This window comes from Billgrantia sp. Q4P2 (genome assembly GCF_052806135.1).
In genome coordinates, this window is sequence record NZ_JBRBAI010000004.1 from 167,189 (window position 1) to 188,306 (window position 21,118).

21 protein-coding genes are annotated in these 21,118 nt (G+C 66.9%); 15 read left to right on the top strand and 6 right to left on the bottom strand.

Annotation, left to right across the window (positions count from 1 at the left end):
• Nucleotides 1-52: 52 nt before the first annotated feature.
• The 7 genes from glsB (at nucleotide 53) to ACUY1T_RS08695 (ending at nucleotide 5,883) form a co-directional block, all read left to right on the top strand.
• A complete protein-coding gene (glsB, locus tag ACUY1T_RS08665; protein ID WP_446021878.1) occupies nucleotides 53-967 on the top strand; it encodes a glutaminase B in 915 nt (304 codons plus the stop codon).
• Between the two features lie 141 nt (nucleotides 968-1,108).
• Complete coding sequence (gmk, locus tag ACUY1T_RS08670) at nucleotides 1,109-1,723, top strand: guanylate kinase (RefSeq protein ID WP_446021880.1); 615 nt, start codon at nucleotides 1,109-1,111, stop codon at nucleotides 1,721-1,723.
• Between the two features lie 141 nt (nucleotides 1,724-1,864).
• Nucleotides 1,865-2,125 carry a DNA-directed RNA polymerase subunit omega gene (gene rpoZ / locus ACUY1T_RS08675; RefSeq protein WP_446021882.1) on the top strand — a complete coding sequence of 87 codons (261 nt, stop codon included), beginning with the start codon at nucleotides 1,865-1,867 and terminating at the stop codon, nucleotides 2,123-2,125.
• A gap of 22 nt (nucleotides 2,126-2,147) precedes the next feature.
• Entirely contained in the window at nucleotides 2,148-4,286 is a 2,139-nt protein-coding gene (locus ACUY1T_RS08680; RefSeq protein ID WP_446021884.1) for a RelA/SpoT family protein, read from the top strand.
• An 89-nt stretch (nucleotides 4,287-4,375) separates the two neighbouring features.
• Nucleotides 4,376-4,765: a RidA family protein gene (locus tag ACUY1T_RS08685; protein WP_446021886.1), complete on the top strand. Its 390-nt coding sequence runs from the start codon at nucleotides 4,376-4,378 to the stop codon at nucleotides 4,763-4,765.
• Nucleotides 4,766-4,794: 29 nt separating this feature from the next.
• Entirely contained in the window at nucleotides 4,795-5,307 is a 513-nt protein-coding gene (thpR, locus tag ACUY1T_RS08690; RefSeq protein ID WP_446021888.1) for an RNA 2',3'-cyclic phosphodiesterase, read from the top strand.
• Between the two features lie 117 nt (nucleotides 5,308-5,424).
• Nucleotides 5,425-5,883, top strand: coding sequence for an acyloxyacyl hydrolase (locus tag ACUY1T_RS08695; protein WP_446021890.1), 459 nt, complete (start codon nucleotides 5,425-5,427; stop codon nucleotides 5,881-5,883).
• Between the two features lie 81 nt (nucleotides 5,884-5,964).
• On the opposite strand, the gene ACUY1T_RS08700 is transcribed toward ACUY1T_RS08695, so the two are convergent.
• Nucleotides 5,965-6,837: an NAD(P)H-binding protein gene (locus tag ACUY1T_RS08700; RefSeq protein WP_446021891.1), complete on the bottom strand. Its 873-nt coding sequence runs from the start codon at nucleotides 6,835-6,837 to the stop codon at nucleotides 5,965-5,967.
• Between the two features lie 77 nt (nucleotides 6,838-6,914).
• Here ACUY1T_RS08700 and ACUY1T_RS08705 point away from each other — a divergent pair, with 77 nt between their 5' ends.
• Nucleotides 6,915-7,835, top strand: a complete 921-nt coding sequence (locus ACUY1T_RS08705) for a hydrogen peroxide-inducible genes activator (RefSeq protein ID WP_446021892.1) — start codon at nucleotides 6,915-6,917, stop codon at nucleotides 7,833-7,835.
• Nucleotides 7,832-9,925, top strand: a complete 2,094-nt coding sequence (gene recG / locus ACUY1T_RS08710) for an ATP-dependent DNA helicase RecG (RefSeq protein ID WP_446021894.1) — start codon at nucleotides 7,832-7,834, stop codon at nucleotides 9,923-9,925. Before ACUY1T_RS08705 ends, recG begins: the two co-directional genes overlap by 4 nt.
• Nucleotides 9,926-9,932: 7 nt before the next feature.
• Here the strand turns inward: recG and yccS are convergent, their stop codons facing one another.
• A complete protein-coding gene (gene yccS / locus ACUY1T_RS08715; RefSeq protein ID WP_446021896.1) occupies nucleotides 9,933-12,146 on the bottom strand; it encodes a YccS family putative transporter in 2,214 nt (737 codons plus the stop codon).
• Nucleotides 12,147-12,349: 203 nt separating this feature from the next.
• Here yccS and ACUY1T_RS08720 point away from each other — a divergent pair, with 203 nt between their 5' ends.
• The 5 genes from ACUY1T_RS08720 (at nucleotide 12,350) to ACUY1T_RS08740 (ending at nucleotide 17,364) form a co-directional block, all read left to right on the top strand.
• The gene (locus ACUY1T_RS08720) at nucleotides 12,350-13,171 is read left to right on the top strand and encodes a DUF3100 domain-containing protein (RefSeq protein ID WP_446021898.1); all 822 of its coding nucleotides are present in this window, start codon (nucleotides 12,350-12,352) and stop codon (nucleotides 13,169-13,171) included.
• Entirely contained in the window at nucleotides 13,158-13,658 is a 501-nt protein-coding gene (locus tag ACUY1T_RS08725) for a hypothetical protein (protein WP_446021900.1), read from the top strand. Before ACUY1T_RS08720 ends, ACUY1T_RS08725 begins: the two co-directional genes overlap by 14 nt.
• 11 nt (nucleotides 13,659-13,669) lie before the next feature.
• Nucleotides 13,670-14,830, top strand: a complete 1,161-nt coding sequence (locus ACUY1T_RS08730) for an amidohydrolase (RefSeq protein WP_446021902.1) — start codon at nucleotides 13,670-13,672, stop codon at nucleotides 14,828-14,830.
• 99 nt (nucleotides 14,831-14,929) lie between these two features.
• Nucleotides 14,930-15,817, top strand: coding sequence for an NAD(P)-dependent oxidoreductase (locus ACUY1T_RS08735; RefSeq protein WP_446021903.1), 888 nt, complete (start codon nucleotides 14,930-14,932; stop codon nucleotides 15,815-15,817).
• Nucleotides 15,814-17,364 (top strand): aldehyde dehydrogenase family protein, encoded by a 1,551-nt coding sequence (locus tag ACUY1T_RS08740; protein ID WP_446021905.1) that lies wholly within the window; start codon nucleotides 15,814-15,816, stop codon nucleotides 17,362-17,364. The genes ACUY1T_RS08735 and ACUY1T_RS08740 overlap by 4 nt, the downstream gene beginning before the upstream one ends.
• A 3-nt stretch (nucleotides 17,365-17,367) precedes the next feature.
• Here the strand turns inward: ACUY1T_RS08740 and ACUY1T_RS08745 are convergent, their stop codons facing one another.
• The 4 genes from ACUY1T_RS08745 to ACUY1T_RS08760 all read right to left on the bottom strand — a co-directional run bounded on the left by ACUY1T_RS08745 (nucleotide 17,368) and on the right by ACUY1T_RS08760 (nucleotide 20,435).
• A complete protein-coding gene (locus tag ACUY1T_RS08745) occupies nucleotides 17,368-18,300 on the bottom strand; it encodes a LysR family transcriptional regulator (protein WP_446021907.1) in 933 nt (310 codons plus the stop codon).
• A gap of 56 nt (nucleotides 18,301-18,356) precedes the next feature.
• Entirely contained in the window at nucleotides 18,357-18,713 is a 357-nt protein-coding gene (locus ACUY1T_RS08750) for a hypothetical protein (protein WP_446021909.1), read from the bottom strand.
• Nucleotides 18,714-18,793: 80 nt separating this feature from the next.
• On the bottom strand, nucleotides 18,794-19,099 hold the full coding sequence (locus ACUY1T_RS08755) for an HU family DNA-binding protein (RefSeq protein ID WP_446022437.1): 306 nt from the start codon (nucleotides 19,097-19,099) through the stop codon (nucleotides 18,794-18,796).
• A gap of 175 nt (nucleotides 19,100-19,274) precedes the next feature.
• Nucleotides 19,275-20,435, bottom strand: coding sequence for an FAD-dependent oxidoreductase (locus ACUY1T_RS08760; RefSeq protein WP_446021911.1), 1,161 nt, complete (start codon nucleotides 20,433-20,435; stop codon nucleotides 19,275-19,277).
• Nucleotides 20,436-20,547: 112 nt separating this feature from the next.
• Between ACUY1T_RS08760 and ACUY1T_RS08765 the strand changes: the two genes are divergently transcribed.
• Complete coding sequence (locus tag ACUY1T_RS08765; RefSeq protein ID WP_446021913.1) at nucleotides 20,548-21,105, top strand: chorismate--pyruvate lyase family protein; 558 nt, start codon at nucleotides 20,548-20,550, stop codon at nucleotides 21,103-21,105.
• Nucleotides 21,106-21,118: the final 13 nt, after the last annotated feature.

Genomic DNA, 21,118 nt, shown 5'->3' on the forward strand with positions numbered 1-21,118 from the left:
GGGGCCGGCCGATCGGGCTCCGGCCGCGCGAGCCCGGCCGGAGAGGGCGGACATGCAGAGCTGGATGGAAGACATCCACGCACGCGCCCGAACGCGGCTCGGCAGCGGACGCGTCGCCAGTTACATTCCGGCCCTGGCCCTGCAGGATCCCGAGCGGCTCGGCATCGCCGTGTGCACCAACGCCGGCGAGCTGTACACCGCCGGCGACGCCGGGCTCCCCTTCTCGATCCAGAGCATTGCCAAGGTGCTGCTGCTCACCCTCGCCCTGCGTACCCACGGCGAGGGACTATGGGAGCGGGTGGGCCTCAACCCCTCGGGCATGCCGTTCAACTCCCTGGCCCAGCTCGAAGACGAGCAGGGCAAGCCGCGCAACCCCTTCATCAATGCCGGTGCCATCGTGGTGACGGATCGCCTGGTCAGTGCCTTCGCCACGCCGGACAAGCATCTCCAGGACGTCGCCAGGCGGCTGTCGGGCAACGCCTCGATCCTGATCGACGATAAGGTGCTGGCCTCGGAGTGGCAGCATCGCTCGCGCAATGCCGCCGCGGCCTACCTGATGAAGGCGTTCGGCAACCTCGACAACGAGGTCGACGAGGTGCTCCATGCCTATTTCTCCTGCTGTGCGCTGGCCATGAGCTGCAAGGACCTGGCCGTCGCCCTGAACTTCCTCGCGGCCGGCGGGCACGCCCAGGCCATGGGCGAGCGCTTCGTCTCGCCGGGGATGACGCGGCGGATCAACGCGATCATGGCGACCTGCGGCATGTACGACGCCGCCGGCGACTTCGCCTATCGCGTCGGCCTGCCGGCCAAGAGCGGTGTCGGCGGGGGCATCGTCGCGGTCGTGCCGGGCAGGATGACCGTCTGCGCCTGGTCGCCGGCGCTCGACGAGAACGGCAATTCGGTTGCCGCCCAGCATGCCCTGGAGCTGTTTGCCGAGGAGTTCGACCCGTACCTGCAGGAGACGTGAGGCGCCTGGCTCGCTTCGTCGGCCACAGCCCATGACGCACCCACGACCGGACGGGTATACTATCCCGCTCGAATGCGCAGCCATGGCGCTCGCCCCCTTTCGCCTCGTGCGATCGGGGGCATTTGCGATCCGGAGCCCGATATGTCCCAAGGTACGCTTTTCATCATTTCCGCGCCCTCCGGCGCCGGCAAGACCACCCTGGTGCGCGAGCTGATCGAGAGCCTCGACGGCATTCAGGTCTCGGTGTCGCATACCACCCGGGCCCGGCGCCGTGGCGAAGTGGACGGCGTCAACTACCACTTCGTGGAGGTCGCCGAGTTCGAGGCGATGATCGCGCGCGGCGAGTTCTTCGAGCACGCCCGGGTGTTCGACAACTTTTACGGCACCTCGCGGCCGGCGGTGGAGGCCCTGCTCGAGGCCGGCCAGGACGTGATCCTCGAGATCGACTGGCAGGGGGCGCGCCAAGTCCGCGAGCGGATGCCCGATGCGGTATCGATCTTCATCCTGCCGCCTTCGCGCGACGAGCTGGAGCGGCGCCTGGCCAGCCGCGGCACCGACGAGCACGCCACCATCGCCCGGCGCATGCGCGATGCGGTGAGCGAGATGTCGCACTACGACGAATACGACTACCTGGTGATCAACGACGACTTCACCACCGCCTTGCGCGAACTGCAGTCGCTGGTGATCAGCCGGCGCCTGAGCCTGACCCGGGTGCAGGAGTCGCATGGTCCGCTATTGGCGGCGCTGTTGTCCTGACCCCTGCTGCCGGCGCTTGCCCTGACTCCCGGCGGCAAGCGCTTGTCACAGCCGCCGGGCGTCGAGTATTCTAGTCTGTCAAGTTCCATTTCGGTGCTCCGGCCATAGGCGGAGCCCTCACAGTTTCGGGAAGTACCCAATATGGCGCGTGTCACCGTCGAAGATTGCCTGGAAAACGTCGAAAACCGCTTCAAGCTGGTGATGATCTCCACCCAGCGCGCGCGTCAGCTGTCGCGCGGTTCGCGCGACGCCCAGCTACCGTGGGAGAACGACAAGCCTACCGTGATGGCGCTGCGCGAGATTGCCGCCGGTCTGGTCGACCACAGCGTACTGGACGAGCCGATCGAGGCACCTGTCAGGATTCGCCGCGAAGGCGAGCCGGGCATGTCCTTCGAGGAGTAAGGCTGTCACCCAAGGCGCGCTAATGTTCACCATCGACGACCTGGCCGACAGACTCGGCGGCTACCTTCCTCCCGACGAGATCCAGCAGGTCAAGCGCGCCTTCTACTACGCCGAGCAGGCCCATGACGGCCAGCGCCGGCGTTCCGGCGAGCCCTATGTGACCCACCCCCTCGCCGTGGCCAATATCCTCGCCAACATGCACATGGACCATCAGAGCCTGATGTCGGCCATGCTGCACGACGTGATCGAGGATACCGGCGTGTCCAAGGAGGCCCTCGCCGAGCAGTTCGGCAAGCCGGTGGCGGAACTGGTCGACGGCGTCTCGAAGCTGACCCAGATCACCTTCGAGGACAAGGCGGTCGCCCAGGCCGAGAACTTTCAGAAGATGGTGCTGGCGATGTCCAAGGACATTCGCGTCATCATCGTTAAGCTCGCCGATCGCCTGCACAACATGCGCACCCTGGGCGCCCTGCGTCCCGAGAAGAAGCGCCGTATCGCCCGCGAAACGCTGGAGATCTACGCCCGCATCGCCAGCCGCCTGGGCATCAACACCATCCGCGTGGAGCTCGAGGATCTCTCGTTCCAGGCGCTGCACCCGATGCGCGCCGAGCGTATCAAGCGTGCCGTCTCCAGCGCCCGCGGCCATCGCCGCTCGGCGATTCGCCAGATCCAGAGCACCCTGCAGAAGAGCCTCGACGACGACGGCCTGCCCGGCACCGTGGTCGGCCGCCAGAAGCACCTGCTGTCGATCTACAAGAAGATGCGCGACCAGCGCAAGCCGTTCGCCGAGATCATGGACGTGTTCGGTTTTCGCATCATCACCGAGGACGTCGACAGCTGCTATCGCATTCTCGGCGTGGTCCACAATCTCTACAAGCCGGTGCCGGGGCGCTTCAAGGACTACATCGCCATTCCCAAGGCCAACGGCTACCAGAGCCTGCATACCACCCTGTTCGGCAGCGGCGGCATGCCCATCGAGGTACAGATACGTACCCGCGAGATGGAGGCCATGGCCAACAACGGCATCGCCGCCCATTGGCTCTACAAGGCCGGCCAGACCGACCACCCGATTGCCGAGGGCAGCCACGCCCGCGCCCGGGAGTGGGTCAAGGGATTGCTCGAGATGCAGCGCCATGCCGGTGATTCGCTGGAGTTCATCGAGCACGTCAAGAACGACCTGTTCCCCGACGACATCTACGTATTCACGCCGCGCGGCGACATCATGGAACTGCCCCAGGGCGCCACGGTGATCGACTTCGCCTACGCCGTGCATACCGATATCGGCAACAGTTGCATCGCCTGCCGCATCGACCGTCACCTGGCGCCGCTCTCCACCCGCCTGGAGAGCGGCCAGACGCTGGAGATCATCACCGCACCGGGGGCACGGCCCAACCTGGCCTGGCTCAACTTCGTGGTCACCGCCAAGGCGCGCTCGGCGATCCGCCACGCGCTCAAGCACCAACAGCACACCGAGGCGGTACAGCTCGGCCGGCGCCTGCTCAACAAGGCCCTGGCCGATTTCGAGACCAGCCTGGAGGAACTGCCGGAGAACGTCCTGCCAGAGTTGCTCGAAGAATTCTCGATCAAGAGCGAGGAGAACCTGCTCGAATCGATCGGACTCGGCACCCGGGTGGCTCACGTGGTGGCGCGACGCCTGGTCGACCTCCTGCATGGCGACATGGCCGAAGCCGGCGAGCGTGCGCTCGCCCCCCAGGGTGGTCCCATCGTGATCAGCGGCGCCGAAGGCATGGTGATAAAGTTCGCCCGCTGCTGCCACCCCCTGCCCGGCGACCCGGTGGTCGGCCATCTGTCGGTGGGCAAGGGCATCGTGGTACACCGCACCGAGTGCCGCAATCTCGATGAACTCCAGGGCGACCCCGACAAGCTGTTCGCCCTGAAGTGGTCCGATGAGATCAGCGAGGACTTTCCAGTGGCCCTGCGCATCGAGATCGAGAGCCGCCGTGGGCTGGTAGCCGAACTCGCCAGCCTGGTCACCGACGCCGATGCCAACATCGAGCGCGTCGGCATCGAAGAGCGCGACGCCCGGCTCTCCATCGTGCACCTGACCCTGGCGGTGCGCGATCGCGTGCACCTGGCGCGCATCATCAAACGCATCCGCAACCTGTCCCACGTCGGCAAGATCACCCGCGTCGGCAATTGAACCCGCTTCGGCCCGTTCGCCGCCGACCGCGGCGGACGGGCCTTTCATTGACCCTTGCGACACAACGCGAACAGCACAAGGAGATCCTCATGAGCAACAAGGCCGTCATCAATACCGAAAAGGCGCCCGCCGCCATCGGCCCCTACTCCCAGGCCATCAAGGCCGGCAATACCGTCTACCTCTCCGGCCAGATCCCCCTCGACCCGGCCACCATGGAGCTGGTCTCCGACGACTTCGAGGCCCAGGCCCGTCAGGTCTTCACCAACCTAAAGGCCGTCTGCGAAGAGGCTGCCGGCTCGCTGGGCGAGATCGTCAAGCTCAACCTCTACCTGGTCGACCTGGGCAACTTCGCCATCGTCAACCAGGTCATGGAGGAGTTCTTCGATAAGCCCTACCCGGCCCGCGCCGCGGTGGGCGTCAAGGCCCTGCCCAAGGGCGCCCAGTTCGAGGCGGAAGCTGTAATGGTCATCGGCGACTAGGAAAATCCACCTCCTTCCGAAACAGGTCCATGAGACTGTTTATCGCCCTGACCCCGCCGCCCGAGCTGCGAGAGCGGCTCGGCGAGCTGGCGGATGTCGCGCACGCGCGCTGCGGCGGTCGGCGCATGCCCGAGGAGAGCCTGCACCTGACGCTAGCCTTTCTCGGCAACGTGGAGGAGGTGAGAGCGGCCGAGCTGGCCGCCTGGGTGCAGGACCTCGTCGTGACACCCGGCGAGTGGCAGATGCAGCGCTGGGGCAGCTTCCAACGGCCCGGTATCGTCTGGATCGGTGGGCGCGGACGCGACCCGGCCCTGGAGCGGCTGCAGGGCCGGCTCTGGAGCGCTCTCGAGCCATGCGGGCTCGGTACGCGCCCCGCCAGGTTCATCCCGCACGTCACCCTGCTGCGGCGCGCTGTCACTCTCGATTTGGAAGGCCTTCCCTCCATCGACTTGGCGTGGTCCTATAATCAGTTAGAGCTGATTGAATCGATCATCGATGAGCGGGGCGCTCGCTACCGGACCCTGGCCGTCTCGCAGGGCTGAGCCTCAAGAATGAAGGCGCCCCATCGATCAGTACATGATTTATTGACGCACAAGCTAATGGAGAGCAAGGTGCTTCGTGTAAAACCCGCCATTGCCGGTCTCCTTGCCTGCATAGCCATGACAAATAGCCAGCCCGGCCTGGCCGACCTTTATCTCGAAGGTGGCGTTACCAGCGAGTCCACCGCCGCCGCGCGCATTGAGATCGATACCCTGATCGGCTTCGAGCGCCTGCCCCCACCGCTGACCTTGCGGCTGGCCACTGGCCTGCTGCTGCTCGAGGGAAGCGAGGATGAGCGCAACGCGGCCTGGCTGGCGACACCGGCACTGCGCTGGAACTTCGGCAAGGCCGGCAACGTCTTCGTCGAAGGTGGCATCGGCGCGGCACTGATGCTCCACACACGGCTCGAGTCGCGCGAACTCAGCAGTGCCTTCCAGTTTCAGGACCGCCTGGCGCTGGGGGCAGCGCTGGGTGCGGGCGAGCTGATACTGAGCCTCACTCACTACTCCAACGGCGGCATCAAGCGACCCAACGATGGCTTCGAACTTCTGGGCCTGGGCTATCGCCTGCCGCTGTGAAGGACCTGCACGGCGAGCAACCCGAGACAGCCAGGCAACGCGGTCGCATCTCCCCGTGTTGCCTGTCACGTCAAGACCGTATCAGACCGGCTCGGCCAGGAAGCCGCCCTCCTGCATCACCTGGGCATAGCCTTCCCGATAGCTGGGATAGCGGAAGACATAGCCCGTCGCGCGCAGGCGAGAGTTGTCGCAGCGCTTACTGGAACGTTTGCGCAACGGTGCCTGGATCACCTCGGTGGGCTCCACCTTGAGCTGACCGGCCAGCCAAAGCATGACGTCGTGGAGCGGCTCCGCCGCACAGTCACTGGCCAGGTAGAGGTCGTCGAGCGGCTTGCCCGCCACATCCAGGCCGATCAGGTGGGCCAGCACACCGGCACAGTCGTCGCGGTGGATGCGGTTGGAGTACATGGGCGGAGTTTTCGGTGCGATGCGGCCTTCCTGCACCTGGCGGATCAGGCGATCCCGACCCGGCCCGTAGATGCCGGCAAAACGCACCGTGGTGCCGGCCAGTGCGCTCTCGAGCAGGGCTTGCTCGGCCTCGCGCATTACCGTCCCGGAAAAGCCGGCCGCTTCCGCGGGGCTCTCCTCGTCGACCCGCTCGCCCTCCTTCTGCGCATACACGCTGGTGGAAGAGACGAAGAACAGGCGTTGCGGTGCTGTCTCACGCCCCTCGTAGGTACGCAGCACCGCCTTGAGGCCGTCGCAATAGGCGGCCCGGTAGGCCGCTTCATCGAAGCGGTCGGCGCTGAGGATGTAGACTACATAGTCGGCCTCGGGCAGCTCGGCCAAGGCGGTTTCGTCGACCAGATCGAGCGGCAGCGGCTCGATGCCGCTTCCCTCCAGCGCCGCAGCACTGCGGCGAGCGCCGATCACGCGATGTCCGGCCTCCAGCAGCTCCCTGCCCAGCACCATTCCGATGTCGCCACAGCCCAGAATAAGTATCGTCTTCTTCAATTTTCTCTCGCCCCCTGATAAAAAGTCCCTATTGAAAGTCATCTATCGCCCGAGAGGATGCCCATGGGGCACCAGACATGACTCTAACAGAACTTCGGTACATCGTAACCTTGGCGCAGGAACGCCACTTCGGCAGGGCGGCAGAACGCTGCTTCGTCTCCCAGCCCACGCTGTCGGTAGCAGTCAAGAAGCTCGAGGAGGAGCTGGGCGTGGCGCTGTTCGAACGCTCCAAGTCGACCGTCCAGGTCACGCCGCTAGGCGAGAAGATCGTCGAGCAGGCCCAGCGGGTGCTGGAGCAGAGCAGCGTGATCAAGGAGCTGGCCAACGCCGGCAAGGACCAGCTGGCAAGCCCCTTGCGCATCGGCGCCATCTACACCATCGGCCCCTACCTGTTCCCGCACCTGGTGCCCGCACTGACGCGCAGCGCCCCGCAGATGCCGCTCTACATCGAGGAGGGCTTCACCGCCAACCTGCGGCGCAAGCTGCGCAGCGGCGAGCTCGATGCCATCATCATCGCGCTGCCCTTCACCGAGACCGACGTGGTCACCAAGCCCCTCTACGAGGAGGAGTTCGAGGTGCTGATGCCGGCCGACCATGCCTGGGCCCGGCGCGAATTCATCGAGAAGGAGGACCTGCTCAAGGAGCGCCTGCTACTGCTGGGAGAGGGCCACTGCTTCCGCGACCAGATCCTCGAAGCCTGCCCCGCCATCAGTCATCAGCTCAACAGCCCGAACAATACCCTGACCGCCGAGGGCGGCTCACTGGAGACGATCCGCCACATGGTCGCTTCCAAGCTCGGCATTACCGTGCTGCCGCGTTCGGCCATCGGCACCGTACACTATGAAACCGGGCTGCTCATCAGTCGGCCGTTCGAGTCGCCGGCACCGTCACGCACCGTGGCGATCGCCTGGCGCGCCAGCTTTCCGCGCCCCAAGGCGATCGACGCGGTCACCGATGCCATCCAGCAGTGTCACGAGGCGCTTCCCGAACCGGCATGAGCGCTGACAGGAATGCGCTTGACGCGTCGGTCACCTCCCTGAAGGGCGTCGGGGAGGCGGTCGCAGTGAAGCTGGCTCGGCTGCGCGTGGAGAGTGTGGCCGACCTGTTGTTTCATTTGCCGCTGCGCTACCAGGACCGCACCCGAATCACGCCGATCGGCACCCTGCGTGCCGGACACGAGGCGGTGGTGGAGGGTGAGGTCTCGGCCAGCGACGTGGTCAAGGGGCGCCGGCGCAGCCTGCTGGTTCGGCTGCGCGACGGCTCGGGCATCCTCAGCCTACGCTTCTTTCACTTCTCCCCGGCCCAGCAGCAGCAGTTCCGCCCCGGCACCCGGGTACGCTGCTTCGGCGAGGCCCGCGCCGGTGCCACCGGGCTCGAGATCTATCACCCGGAATACCGCCTGCTCAGCGCCGATGCGCCGCCGGTGGAAGACCACCTGACGCCGATCTACCCCACCACCGAAGGATTGCACCAGGCGCGGCTACGGGCGCTGATCGAGCAGGCCCTGGCCCGACTCGACGAGGACCCGGCAGCACTGCCCGACTGGATCGGTGAAGATTTGCGAACGCGCTTCGGCCTGCCCGAGCTGCACCACTGTTTGCACGTGCTGCACCAGCCGCCACCCGACGCCGACCCCGAACGGCTCGCCAGCGGCAAGCATCCTGCCACCCGCCGCCTGGCGCTGGAGGAGCTGCTGGCCCATCGCCTGAGCCTGCAGCAGGTACGCCAGCAGATCCAGCAGGATGGCGCCCCGGCGCTGCCCAGCGGGCGCGGCCTGCAGGCGCGCTTCCTCACCCAGCTGCCGTTCTCGCTGACCGGCGCCCAGCGCCGCGTGCTCGACGAGATCAGTGCGGACCTGGCCCGCGAGGTACCCATGCTGCGCCTGGTGCAGGGCGACGTGGGCTCGGGCAAGACGGTGGTGGCCGCCATGGCGGCGCTCTCGGCCATCGCCGGCGACTGCCAGGCGGCCATGATGGCGCCCACCGAGATACTCGCCGAGCAGCACTACCGCACGCTCAAGGCGTGGTTCGCGCCGCTCGGCCTCGAAGTGGCGTGGCTTTCCGGCAAGCTCAAGGGCAAGACGCGCCTGGACACCAAGGCGGCCATCCTGGACGGCCGCGCGCGCATGGTGGTCGGTACCCATGCGCTGTTCCAGGGCGACGTGCATTTCCAGCGCCTGGGGCTCGCCATCATCGACGAACAGCATCGCTTCGGCGTGCATCAGCGCCTGGCGCTGCGCGAAAAGGGCGAAGCCGGCGGGCTGACGCCTCATCAGTTGGTGATGACCGCCACGCCGATACCGCGCACCCTGGCGATGAGCGCCTATGCCGACCTCGACGTCTCGGTCATCGACGAGCTGCCGCCCGGGCGTACCCCGGTGAAGACGGTGGTGGTGCCCGACGAGCGCCGCCCCGAGGTGGTGGCGCGCATTCGCCATGCCTGCGCCGAGGGCCGCCAGGCCTACTGGGTCTGTACCCTGATCGAAGAGTCGGACGCGCTGCAGTGTCAGGCCGCCGAGGCGACCCGCGACGAGCTTACCGAGGCGCTGCCGGAGCTCGCCATCGGCCTGGTCCACGGGCGCATGAAAGCGACGGAGAAGGCCGCGGTGATGGACGCCTTCAAGGCCGGCGAACTCGACCTGCTGGTGGCCACCACGGTGATCGAAGTGGGCGTCGACGTCCCCAATGCCAGCCTGATGATCATCGAGAATCCCGAACGCCTGGGCCTTTCGCAGCTGCACCAGTTGCGTGGTCGGGTTGGCCGCGGCACCAGCGAGAGCTTTTGCGTGCTGCTCTACCACGGGCCGCTATCGGCCCACTCCCGCGAGCGCCTGGCGGTGATGCGCGAGACCACCGACGGTTTCCGTATCGCCGAGAAGGATCTCGAGCTGCGCGGCCCCGGCGAAGTGCTCGGCACCCGCCAGACCGGGCTGGCGCAGATGAAGATCGCCGACCTGGAGCGCGACACCGACCTGCTGGAGCGCGTCGCACCGCTGGCCGAGGCGCTGCTGGCCAGCCACCCCGAAGCCAGCCGACCACTGATTCGCCGCTGGCTGGGCGAGGAAGCCGGGCGCTACGGGCAGGTGTAGCGAAGGCTCAGCCGTTTGCCATCGAGGCAGCGCTTTCACGGCGGTCATCGCTCACCGCAATCAGGCGCTCGGCAGCTTCGGTCAGCGCTCCCAGCTGCTGGGCGATCAACAGCAATTGCGTATGCATGGGCCGGTAGCCCTCCTCCTCCCACTCCGGCGGCTTGCCTTCGAGCCGCGCCACCAACGCCTCTCGCGCTTCCTCCAGCCCAGCGGTCGGTACGCGTCGGGTGAGATGATCCGCCAGCATCGCCAGGTAGTCGGCGAGGCGCTGTCCCTCGGGCAGCAGCCGGGCATCGTGCGCCTCCTCGCCGAGCCGATGCCGATGGGATCCCAGCGCCGAAAGGTAGCTCAGCAGCGTATGCGACAGCACCAGGAAGCGGAAGCCGTCATCGGCGACACGCCTGCGATAGGGCTCGGGCTCCTGCAGCACATTGGCCAGCAGGGTCGACAGCGCCGCATCGGCGTTGTGCGCATTGCGCCGTGCCAGGCGGTAGGCGAGATCATCCTGCTTGCCGCTGGCGTACTGGTGCAGGATCTCTTCCAGATAGCGACGATTGGCCCCGAGCGCGTTGGCCGCCTCGCGATGCAGGCGCCGCCCCTGCCAATCGGGCAGGATGAAGAACACCGCCACGCCGGCGATCAGCGCGCCGAGCAGGGTGTCGAAAAGCCGCGGCCAGATCAGGTCGAAGCCGTCGCCAACCTGATTGAAGCTGCACAGCACCAGCAGGGTGATGGCAGCGGTGGCAATGACGTAGTGCTTCTCACGCGTGGCGAAGAAGGTCACGCCGGCGATCACCGCGATCAGGATCTGCAACAGGGCACTGGGGAACAGCGTGATCGACGCCCAGCCGACCAGCAGTCCCAGCACGGTACCGGCGATGCGCTGGGTCATGAAGCGCCGGGTGGCGGCGAAGTTTGGGCGGCAGACGAACAGCGTGGTGAGCAGGATCCAGAAGCCCTGGGTGGGATGGATCAGCTGGAGCAGGCCGTATCCCGCCAGCAGCGCAATGGGCAGGCGAATGGCATGACGAAAGGTGGGCGAGCCCACCGTCAGGTTGAGCCGCACACGCGCCCAGGCCTCCTTCACGCTTTCGGGCGAGCGGTCGAACAGCGCCGCATCGCTCGGGTCGTCGCCGGCATCGGGGTTGTATCCCGTCGCCAGCCGCTCCTCGAGGGTGGCGAGGTTGTCGGCCAGGGCATTGAGCGGATACATCAGCTCCCGCCATGCCGGATTGCGCATGGCCCGCAGGTGGTCGATGGAGGCACGCAGGTCGGCGAGTGCCTGCTCGCTCTGGTCGTGCTCGAAGGGCCGGTTGAGCAGCAGTGCCTTGCCCAGCCGCTTGCACGCCTGGCCCTGCTGGTCGAGCAGGCGCTGACAGCGAAACAGCACGTCGTGGTGGAAGAACGCCTCGGTCAGCCGGGCATAGGGGTAGTGCGTGGAGCTGGCGCGCTCGTGGATCTCCTGGGCAATGAAGTAGATGCGCAGGTAGCGGTTGAGCTTGCCCTCGCCGCGCTGTCCCTCGAGCCGGCGGAAGATCATCTCCTTGGCCTGGTTGAGCGCCGTCACCACCCTGCCGTTCTGCCGCGCTAGCGCCAGGCGGCGCGCCTCGATATCGACACCGCGCAGCGGCTCGAACAGCGTCGCCTTGAGGATCAGGTAGTTGCCCAGCTCGCGATAAAGCTGGGCCATGCTCTGCTTGACCGGCTGGCGCGAAAAGAGCGCACACCAGATCACCGAAATCACGCCGTACCAGGCCGCGCCGGAGAGGATCAGCAGCGTCTGCCCCCAGTCGCCCGCCTGCGGCACGCCGCCGTGGTGCTCGATGTTGATCATGGTGTAGAGCGACAGGATCAAGGTGCCGGAGGCGATGGTGGCATAGCGTTGTCCCACGGCGCCGAGCATGATCAGCACGAAGGTCGCCACGCCCAGCCCCAGGGCAAATAGCCACGGCCAGGGAAACAGCCAGCGAACGACGAGCGCCGCCGCGGCGAAGCAGACCAGCGTGACCGCGAGCGCCTGCAGGCGGCCCTGCCAGCTGTCGTCGGTCTCCGACAGCGCGCTGGCGATGATGCCCAGGAACAGCGGGATCACCAGGCTGATGTCGGCCAGCGCCCAGCTCAGCAGCAGCGCCCCGCTGAAGGCGAGAAAGACCCGCAGGCTGTAGGCAAACTTGTCCAGCGTCCACAGACGCCGCAGTGAGAGCGATAGCGAGGTCGGCATGGGGCTCTTGGGCGTTATCGTTGATGAAGGGTCATTCTACCTCATTAGACTTTCGTATTAACCAACGAAGTCGTGCGGTGCGTGCCGACTCGCCAGCACAGGAACCGCAGCGTGTAGCAATAAAGAGAACACGCAGCGCCTACCATTGGAACACGTTCCTTTTCGATACTCGAAGAGTCCCATACCACGACAAGGACAAACCAATGGACATGAAACTGCTACTCGACTGGCGCCTGCACCTGACGGTGGTCCTGGCGTCGCTGCTTGCCGAGTGGATCGGCATACTGCGCATACCCCTGGGGCCCGGCACCTTGTTGCTGCTGCCGCTGTTCTACGCCTTCATCATTGGCGTGCTGCTCAACCCGCACCTGTTCTCGGGCATGCAGCGAATCATTCCCAAACGGGTCAGCAATGCTGCCGGCCCGCTGATCATGATCTCCATCCTGCCCTTCATCGCCAAGTTCGGCTCCACCATCGGCCCGGCCATCGAACAGATCGTCGCCGCCGGACCGGCACTGATCCTGCAGGAGCTTGGCAACCTCGGCACCATGCTGCTGGCGCTGCCTTTTGCCGTGCTGGTACTGCGCATGGGCCGCGAGGCCATCGGCGCCACCTACTCCATCGCCCGCGAACCCAACATTGCCATCATCTCCGACAAGTACGGCCTGAGAAGCCCGGAGGGCATCGGCATCATGGGCGTCTACGTGGTAGGCACCATGTTCGGTACCCTCTACTTCGCGCTGATGGCCGGCTACCTGGCCTCGCTGGACATTCTCGACATCCGTGCCCTGGCCATGGCCTGCGGTGTGGGCAGCGGCAGCATGGTGGCGGCCTGTTCCGGCGCCCTGGCCGAAGCAGCCCCCCACCTGCGCGACGAGCTGCTCGCCTTCTCCGGTGCCAGCAACCTGCTGACCTACGCCACCGGCCTCTACGTTTCCCTGTTCATCGCCCTTCCCGCTGCCGAATGGCTCTACAAGCGCCTGGGTGGCGCCGTACTCAAGGAGGCCCGCCATGAAAACCTCTGATACCGCCACACCGAACGGCGGCTTCGACGCCGCGGCACTGCAGGAACTGCGCCCCGAGCAGCAACTCGGCAAGACCGCCCTGCTGCTGGCCGTGGTGTGCATGGCCGCCTGGGTCGCCAACGTGGTCAATGGCGCCCCGCTGCATCAGGCGCTGCCCGGAATGGTCATCCTCTATGGCATGGTTATGATCGGCCTGGCCATCGGCCGCTTCGCCCCGTTCTACCTGCCCAGCGTGGCCTGGGTCTCGCTGATCAGCATCGTCATGACGCTGCCCTTCTTCCCCGGTAGCGCCTGGATCGTCGAGCGCCTCGCCCACGTCAACTTCCTTGCCGTGGTGACTCCCGTGCTGGCCTATGCCGGCCTGGCGCTGACTGGACGCGAGTTCACCATGTTCCGGCAGACCGGCTGGAAGCTGGTCATCGTCTCGCTGCTGGTGTTCACCGGCACCTTCGTCGCCTCGGCATTCATCGCCCACCTGATCCTCTAAGGAGTTCGTTCATGGATGACAGCCTGCTGCCGACCCAGGAGCGCCTCACGGCCTGGCGCCACGACTTCCACCGCCACCCCGAGACCGCCTTCGAGGAGCATCGCACCGCCCGGCGCATCGCCGATCTCCTGCGTCAGGCCGGCCTCGAGGTCGTCACCGGGCTGGGCGGCGGCACGGGTGTCGTGGCGATGCTCGATGGCAGGCGCGGCCCCAGGCGTGCCATCGGCCTACGCGCCGATATCGATGCGCTCGACGTGGAGGAGGCCAACGATTTCGCCCATGCCTCCGCCACGCCGGGCAAGATGCACGCCTGCGGGCATGACGGTCACACCACCATGCTGCTGGGGGCGGCCTGTGCCCTGGCCGCCGACCCCGACTTTGCCGGGAGGGTCTACTTCATCTTCCAACCGGCGGAAGAGAGCGAGGGAGGCGGCCGCGTAATGGTCGAGGAGGGGCTCTTCGAACGCTTCCCCATGCAAGCCGTGTATGGCCTGCACAACTGGCCGGGGCTGGCCGTGGGTGAGGCGGCGGTGCACGACGGCGCAGTGATGGCGGCTTTCGACGTCTTCACCCTCAAGCTCACCGGACGCGGCTGTCACGCGGCCATGCCTCACCTGGGCAGCGACACCATCCTGGCCGCCTGTCAGCTCGCCAGCCAGTTGCAGGGACTGATCAGCCGCGAGACGCCGCCGCACCAGAGCGCGGTACTGAGCATTACCCAGTTCCACGCCGGCGACGCCTTCAACGTGATCCCCGAAACGGTGGAGCTGCGCGGCACGCTGCGCTGCTTCGATGCCGAGCTGCGCGCCTATCTGCAGCGGCGCTTCCGTGAGGCCGTCGATTCGCTGGCCGGCTTCCACGGCCTGGCGGTCGAACTTGCCTACGAGCCGCGCTATCCCGCCACGATCAATACCCCGGCGCATGCGGCTCGCTGCGCGGAGGTCCTCGAAGCGCTGCCGGGCATTACCCGGGTGCATCGCGACCTGCCGCCGAGCATGGCCTCGGAGGACTTCGCCTTCATGCTGGAAGCGTGCCCCGGCGCCTACATCTGGCTCGGCAACGGCGTGGAGAGTGCGGCCTTGCACAACCCGCGCTACGACTTCAACGACGCCATCGCCCCGCTCGGCGTGACCTATTGGCAGGCCCTGGTCAGGACCCTGCTCGACGATTGACGGCGGCACTTCCCGCATTGTCTGGATAGGCCGCTGCGCTGCTGCGGCCCGGACACATGTACCCGCCAAACGACATCTACCGTTTTCAGAGGAACGACAATGAGAATCTGCGTTATCGGCCTCGGCCAGATGGGCGGCAACATGGCCCTCACCCTGCAAGCCGCCGGTTTCGACGTCACCGGCAGCGATCTGTTCGAGGATGCCCGCCAGCGCCTGGCCGCCCGCGGGCTGCCCGTGGCCGCCCCCGACGAACTTCCGCCCAGCGACGTCTATCTGCTGTCGCTGCCCACCTCGGCCCAGGTCAAGGAGGTGATCGAGACCTCTCCCGGCCTGCTCGGTCTTGCCCCCGCCGGCAGCGTGATCGTCGATACCTCGACCTCCGACCCGGCGGTCAGCCGTGAACTCGCCGCCAGGGTGCAGGCCGCCGGCCTCGAGTGGCTCGACGCCCCGGTCAGCGGTGGCCCCAAGGGGGCCGCCAACGGCAAGCTAGGCATGCTGCTCGGCGGCGAAGCGGCCACCATCGAGCGCCTGGCGCCGATGCTCGAGGCGATGTCGGCCAGATATACCCACGTCGGCGGGCCGGGCAGCGGCCATGTGGTCAAGCTGGCCAACAACTATCTCTGCGCCGCGCACCTGCTGACCACCGCCGAGGCGGTCGCCATGGCCGCCCGCGCCGGGGTCGACCCGGCGGCCTGCCTGGCCGGGCTCAACAGCGGCTCGGGGCGCAGCGCGGTGAGCGAGGTCAACTTCCCCGAGTGGATCTTGTCCGGGCGCTTCGACTCCGGCTTCACCACCGGACTGATGCGCAAGGACCTGCGCCTGGCCCGTGATGCCGCCAAACGCCTGGGCATGGCACCTGGGTTGCTCGGCGCCGTGGTCGAGGCGTGGCACGCCGACCCGGAGCGTCCCGCCGACGGCGACGACTTCAACCGTATCGCCGGCCCACTGCTGGATACCGCCAGCGCCACCGAGGAGACCGTGCAATGAACCGACTCACCCGCCAAGCCCGCGAACGCCTCGATACCCTGCTCGCCCGCTTTGGCCTGAACGGCGAAATGTTGCTCTCCAACTGGATCGACGGGGCGCCCTGCACCGGTGAAGGCGAGACGATAACCCTGGTCGACCCGGCCACCGGCGAGGCGCTGGTCGACTACCGCGACGCCGGTCCGGCCTTGGTCGAGCGCGCCGTCGACGCCGCCACCCGGGCGCAAGCGGAATGGATGGCCCTCACCGCCAGCGAGCGCGGCCGGCGCATGAACGCCGCCGTGCGCGGTCTCGAAGGCCATGAGGAGGCCCTGGCCCAGCTCGAGAGCGTGGTGGCCGGCAAGCCGATCCGCGACTGCCGGGGCGAAGTGGGCAAGGTACGCGAGATGTTCGAGTACTACGCCGGCTGGTGCGACAAGCAGCACGGCGAGGTGATCCCGGTGCCTACCAGTCACCTCAACTATGTACGCCACGTGCCCTACGGTGTGGTCGGTCAGATCACGCCGTGGAATGCACCGATGTTCACCTGCGCCTGGCAGCTCGCCCCGGCCATCGCCGCCGGCAACGGCGTGGTGCTCAAGCCCTCCGAGCTCACGCCCTTCACCTCGGTGGTAATCGCCAGTTTGCTGGAACGGGGCGGTCTGCCCGGAGGGCTGGTCAACATCGTCAACGGCCTGGGGCCGAGCACCGGCACAGCGCTTACCGGCAGCGAAGCCATCAGCAAGCTGGTGTTCGTCGGTTCACCCCAGAGCGGGCGCATGATCGCAGAAGCCGGCGCGCGGCGGCTGGTGCCGAGCGTGCTGGAGCTGGGCGGCAAATCGGCCAACATCGTCTTCGCCGACGCCGAGCTCGATGCCGCCGTGGCCGGGGCCCAGGCGGCGATCTTCGCCGCCGCCGGGCAGAGCTGCGTGGCCGGCTCGCGGCTGCTCGTCCAGCGAGAGGTGTTCGAAGAGGTGACCGAGCGGCTGGCGCGTGCTGCGGGAGAGATTACCGTCGGGCTCCCGGGCGACGAAGCGACGCGCATGGGACCGCTGCAGAACGCCCGCCAACATGCCCATGTGATGCGCATGATCGACGATGCCGTGGCCGCCGGCGCCCGCGTCATCGCTGGTGGTAGCCGCCCGGCGGGGCTGCCCAATGAAGCGCAGGGCTATTTTCTGGCCCCCACCTTATTGGTCGACGTCACCCCCGAAATGGAGATCGCCCGCGAGGAGGTGTTTGGCCCGGTGCTGGTGGCGATGCCGTTCGATGACGAAGAGGAGGCCGTACGCCTGGCCAACGCCACCCGCTTCGGCCTCGCCGGCGCGGTATGGACCCAGGACCCCGCTCGCGCTCACCGCGTGGCCGGCCGGCTGCGTGCCGGCACGGTGTGGATCAACGGCTACAAGGCGATCAGCGTGATGTCTCCCTTCGGCGGCTTCGGCGAGAGCGGCTTCGGCCGCTCCAGCGGCATCGACGGCCTGCGCGAGTACACTTTGCCCCAGAGCATCTGGGTGGAGACCGGCGCCGAGGCCAGTGTGGCGATGGGTTACGGCAGCGGTGTGGGCTGAGCATCAGGGCACTTTGGCCGATGCCCCACCTCCCTGGAACGCCTGCATCCAGTGCTGGAGGTGGCGCAGCAGCAGCACGCTGGCCTTGGGCTGCTGACGCCCGATGCGGGTGACCATGTGCGCCTGGGAACGCTGGAACAAGGGGTCGTCGACACTGCGTGCCACCAGCCGCCCTTCCGCCAGGTCGCCGGCAACGGCGAAGGCCGGCAGCAGGGTGATGCCCATACCGCTGCGAACGTACTGGGCGAGAATGGCCATGGAGTTGGTGTTCATGGCCATGCGCGGGCGCAGCCGCGCCTGGTGAAACGCCTCGTCCACCATCTGGCGCACCTGGTGGCTGGGGTCCCACATTGCCATCGGCTCTTCGCTCAACTGGGCCAACGTGAGGGGCTCGGCCTGTGCGGCCAGCACATGGTCGGGCGGCAGGATGGCCATCAACGGCTGCGGGCTCGACACCCAGAAACGCAGTTCGTGATGAGTGCGCTCATGGAACATCAGGCCGATATGGGCCTGCTCGTCGATGATCGCCTCGATGATGCCCGAGGTGCCAGCCAGGTGAATGTCGATCTGGATACCGGTATAGCGCTCGGTGAACTCGCGCAGCGGCTTGGCGACCAGGTCGGCGACGAAGCCTTCTCCCACCACCAGCGACACGGTACCGGTTTCCAGCCGCTGGTAGGCTTCGAGGGAAGCAATGAAGCTCTCGTCCAGGGCCCCGCGGCGCTCACAGTACTCCAGCAGCATCTCGCCGACCGGCGTGGGCCGGATGCCGGTGCGCTTGCGCTCCAGCAGCGTGGCGCCCAGTGCGTCTTCCAGTAGGTAGAGCTGCCGGCTCACCGCCGACGGTGCAATATCGAGGCGGGCGGCTGCCTGACGCACCGAGCCCGATTCCAGGGTGACTCTGAAGTAGACCAGCCGCTGGTGAGGAATATCCACGTCGTGTCATGCCATCAAGAAAGGCTTGGGGCCGAAGGTTGGCGCGAGGCGGCGAATCAAAGCTGCTTGAGCAGTTTCTGCAGCTTCTTCAGGTCAGCCGAATCACCGACCAGACGCACCTTGCCGGCCATCATGCCGTCGAGAAAGGCCTGCTGGGTCGGCTTGCGCAGCACACGAATGGCGGTGGCTTCATCGTCGAAGCGCAGTTCCAGATCGAGGTCCACCGGTAGCCCCGCACCAGCCTGGATGCCCTCGGGCGACATGCGGAAGTAGCGCGCGATGGAGAGGTCCTCGGTGGCGATGCCCCAATCGAGGCGGCGCGCCTCGGAGAGCGCCTGGCGGAAACCCGGCTTGCGGCGCAAGGCACGCTTGAGCATCAAACCCAGCAGCCACAGCATCAGTCGCAGCTTCATGTCGAGTCCGATTCGAGCGAGAAGGAGAGGTATCGCGGCCTGACGGACAGGCCGCGCCACGAGAGGATCCGATGTTCGAATCAGCCCTTGCCGACGGCGTCCTTGAGGCCCTTGCCCGGCTTGAAGGCAACGGTCTTGCTGGCCGGAATGGCCAGCGGCTGGCCGGTCTGGGGATTCTTGCCGGTACGGGCGGCGCGCTCGCGCACGGTGAAGGTACCAAACCCGATCAGTGACACATCCTGCCCCTGGGCCACGCTGCCGGTGATCTCGTCGAGGATGACGTTGAGCACCTGGCTGGCCTTGTCTTTCGAAAGTTCCGCACGCTCGGCAATTGCCGCAGCAAGTTCTGGCTTACGCATATGACAGCCCTCCTGGGTATTGGCTATGTCCCGGCAACGAAGCCGGTGAGTTGTTATTCATCAAATGGTCAAGCTCGAGCCGCCTGTCACTTCTCCGGGAGAGCCCGTTCCCCTTGCGTGGGTTCGTCCCTTGCTCTTGAAGCGTCAAGCACGATGACCTCCGTGAACCGCGCCGGTAAAACCGGCCGGAACGGTGACGTCACTAGCCTAGCAACGGCGGCGCCGCTCGCGCCAGCTCAACTTTCCGCTTCACGCAGGCTCCTGTCAACGCAAAGCCGATCAAACGTTCGTCTTGATCTTCGGCGAAAGCAGCCAGATCGAAACCCTCTCCCTCGATTCGCCAGCGGGCCGGCGCCGTCAGCGGCGGTAGCGCTACCACCGGCAACAGCGGTGTCTTCACCAGCACCGGCCAGGCGCCATAGCTCACCTCGGTGGGTGTGCCGTTGAGCGTTCGTGCCAACGCCTTGGCGCTGGCCTGCAGCGGCTGTACGTACATGGCGTTGACCCCGTCCACGCAGGCCACGTCGCCCAAGGCATGGATGCCGGGCGCCGACGTCGCCAGATAGCGGTCGACCTGGATGCCCGCCCCTCCCACCTCCAGCCCGGCCGCCCGGGCCAGTTCGCTACGCGGGCGCAGACCCGTGGCCACCAATACCAGGTCGGCCTCGAGCCGTTCGCCGTCATCGAGCGCCACGCCGACATTGCTGCCAACCGCCTCCAGCCGCTTCAGGCCACGCCCCAGGTACAGCACCATGCCCGCTGCGCTGAACGCCTCGCCCAGCGCCCGGCCCAGCGGCTCCGGCAGCAGCCGCGGCAAGGGCGCATGCTCCGGCGCCACCAGGCTTACCGCGTGACCACCCGCAGCCAGATCATTGGCGAATTCACAGCCCACCAGGCCGGCACCGACGATCGCCACCCGGGCCCGCCGGCCGAGCGCTTCCAGGGCAGCATGAAAGGCGCGATAGTCATCGAGATCGTTGATGGTGAACACGCGGCCGGCTAGACCCTCGGGTATGGCAAAGGGCACGGCGGGCGCGGCACCGGTGGCCAGCACCAGCTCGTCCCATGCCAGGCGCTCCTCGCCGATGTGCAGGCAACGCCTGGCTGGGTCGATGGCATCCACCCGGGTACGGGTTCGCAGCACCACGCCCAGTTGGTCGGCCACTTCCAGCGCCGAGCGCGCCGCCAGCCGCTCCGGGGACAGACGCTTGGCGAAGCCGGTGGAAAGCAACGGCTTGGCGTAATCGTCGCCGCTGTCGGCGGTGATCAGCGTGACGGAACGCTCGGCATCCAGCGCGCGCAGCTGCTTGAGCAGGCCGATGCCCGCCATGCCGGAGCCGATGATGGTAAGAGGTGCGGTCATGGAACTCCTCGCCGGGGGCTGAGCCGCGACCGAATGGCGCGGCCCAGCACGGGGAATCGTGTCAGAACCGCATGTTACACTATGCGCCCCTAGTTCGACCCGGAGAGTGCCGGTGGCCCGGAACCACGCGGAGCGCCATGTCAATTCCTGCCTTACTGCCACCTGGCGCCCCCTGGCCGCGGGCCGACCGGCGATGAGTCCGGCCTGGTGGGCTTGGGTCGCCACCCAGGATTCGCTTACTGCGCGACTGATCGGGGCCGGTGCCGGCCGCCCTTTCCGCGTGCGCCTGCTCGACCAGCGCCTGGGCAAGCCGCGCCTCGACGAAGCCCAAGCCCTGGGGCTGCCCCTCGGTCGTCTCGCCTGGCTGCGGGAAGTGGCGCTGTGCCTCGACGGGCGGCCCTGGGTGGTGGCTCGCTCGGTGGCACCGCTGGACCAGATGCGTGGTCAGCGCCTCGAGCGGCTCGGCGAACGCTCACTAGGTAGCTGGCTGTTCCGTCAGCCCGACCTGGTGCGCAGCCCCATCGAGGTCACGACCGCCCCGGCGCCCTTCCATCGCCTGACCGGCCCCTGGGGGCGGCGTTCGGTGTTCCGCCACGGCCGCTTCGCCGTGCTGGTGCAGGAGTTCTTCCTGAATGAGATGGCGGATGAATTGGGCTTGCCATCGCGCTAGGATGTTCCCCATC

Bases quoted from the DNA above. Each gene is read 5' to 3' on its own strand.
- glsB (WP_446021878.1), top strand. From the start codon at position 53: ATGCAGAGCTGGATGGAAGACATCCACGCACGCGCCCGAACGCGGCTC.
- gmk (WP_446021880.1), top strand. From the start codon at position 1,109: ATGTCCCAAGGTACGCTTTTCATCATTTCCGCGCCCTCCGGCGCCGGC.
- rpoZ (WP_446021882.1), top strand. From the start codon at position 1,865: ATGGCGCGTGTCACCGTCGAAGATTGCCTGGAAAACGTCGAAAACCGC.
- ACUY1T_RS08680 (WP_446021884.1), top strand. From the start codon at position 2,148: ATGTTCACCATCGACGACCTGGCCGACAGACTCGGCGGCTACCTTCCT.
- ACUY1T_RS08685 (WP_446021886.1), top strand. From the start codon at position 4,376: ATGAGCAACAAGGCCGTCATCAATACCGAAAAGGCGCCCGCCGCCATC.
- thpR (WP_446021888.1), top strand. From the start codon at position 4,795: ATGAGACTGTTTATCGCCCTGACCCCGCCGCCCGAGCTGCGAGAGCGG.
- ACUY1T_RS08695 (WP_446021890.1), top strand. From the start codon at position 5,425: ATGACAAATAGCCAGCCCGGCCTGGCCGACCTTTATCTCGAAGGTGGC.
- ACUY1T_RS08705 (WP_446021892.1), top strand. From the start codon at position 6,915: ATGACTCTAACAGAACTTCGGTACATCGTAACCTTGGCGCAGGAACGC.
- recG (WP_446021894.1), top strand. From the start codon at position 7,832: ATGAGCGCTGACAGGAATGCGCTTGACGCGTCGGTCACCTCCCTGAAG.
- yccS (WP_446021896.1), bottom strand. From the start codon at position 12,146: ATGCCGACCTCGCTATCGCTCTCACTGCGGCGTCTGTGGACGCTGGAC.
- ACUY1T_RS08720 (WP_446021898.1), top strand. From the start codon at position 12,350: ATGGACATGAAACTGCTACTCGACTGGCGCCTGCACCTGACGGTGGTC.
- ACUY1T_RS08725 (WP_446021900.1), top strand. From the start codon at position 13,158: ATGAAAACCTCTGATACCGCCACACCGAACGGCGGCTTCGACGCCGCG.
- ACUY1T_RS08730 (WP_446021902.1), top strand. From the start codon at position 13,670: ATGGATGACAGCCTGCTGCCGACCCAGGAGCGCCTCACGGCCTGGCGC.
- ACUY1T_RS08735 (WP_446021903.1), top strand. From the start codon at position 14,930: ATGAGAATCTGCGTTATCGGCCTCGGCCAGATGGGCGGCAACATGGCC.
- ACUY1T_RS08740 (WP_446021905.1), top strand. From the start codon at position 15,814: ATGAACCGACTCACCCGCCAAGCCCGCGAACGCCTCGATACCCTGCTC.
- ACUY1T_RS08750 (WP_446021909.1), bottom strand. From the start codon at position 18,713: ATGAAGCTGCGACTGATGCTGTGGCTGCTGGGTTTGATGCTCAAGCGT.
- ACUY1T_RS08760 (WP_446021911.1), bottom strand. From the start codon at position 20,435: ATGACCGCACCTCTTACCATCATCGGCTCCGGCATGGCGGGCATCGGC.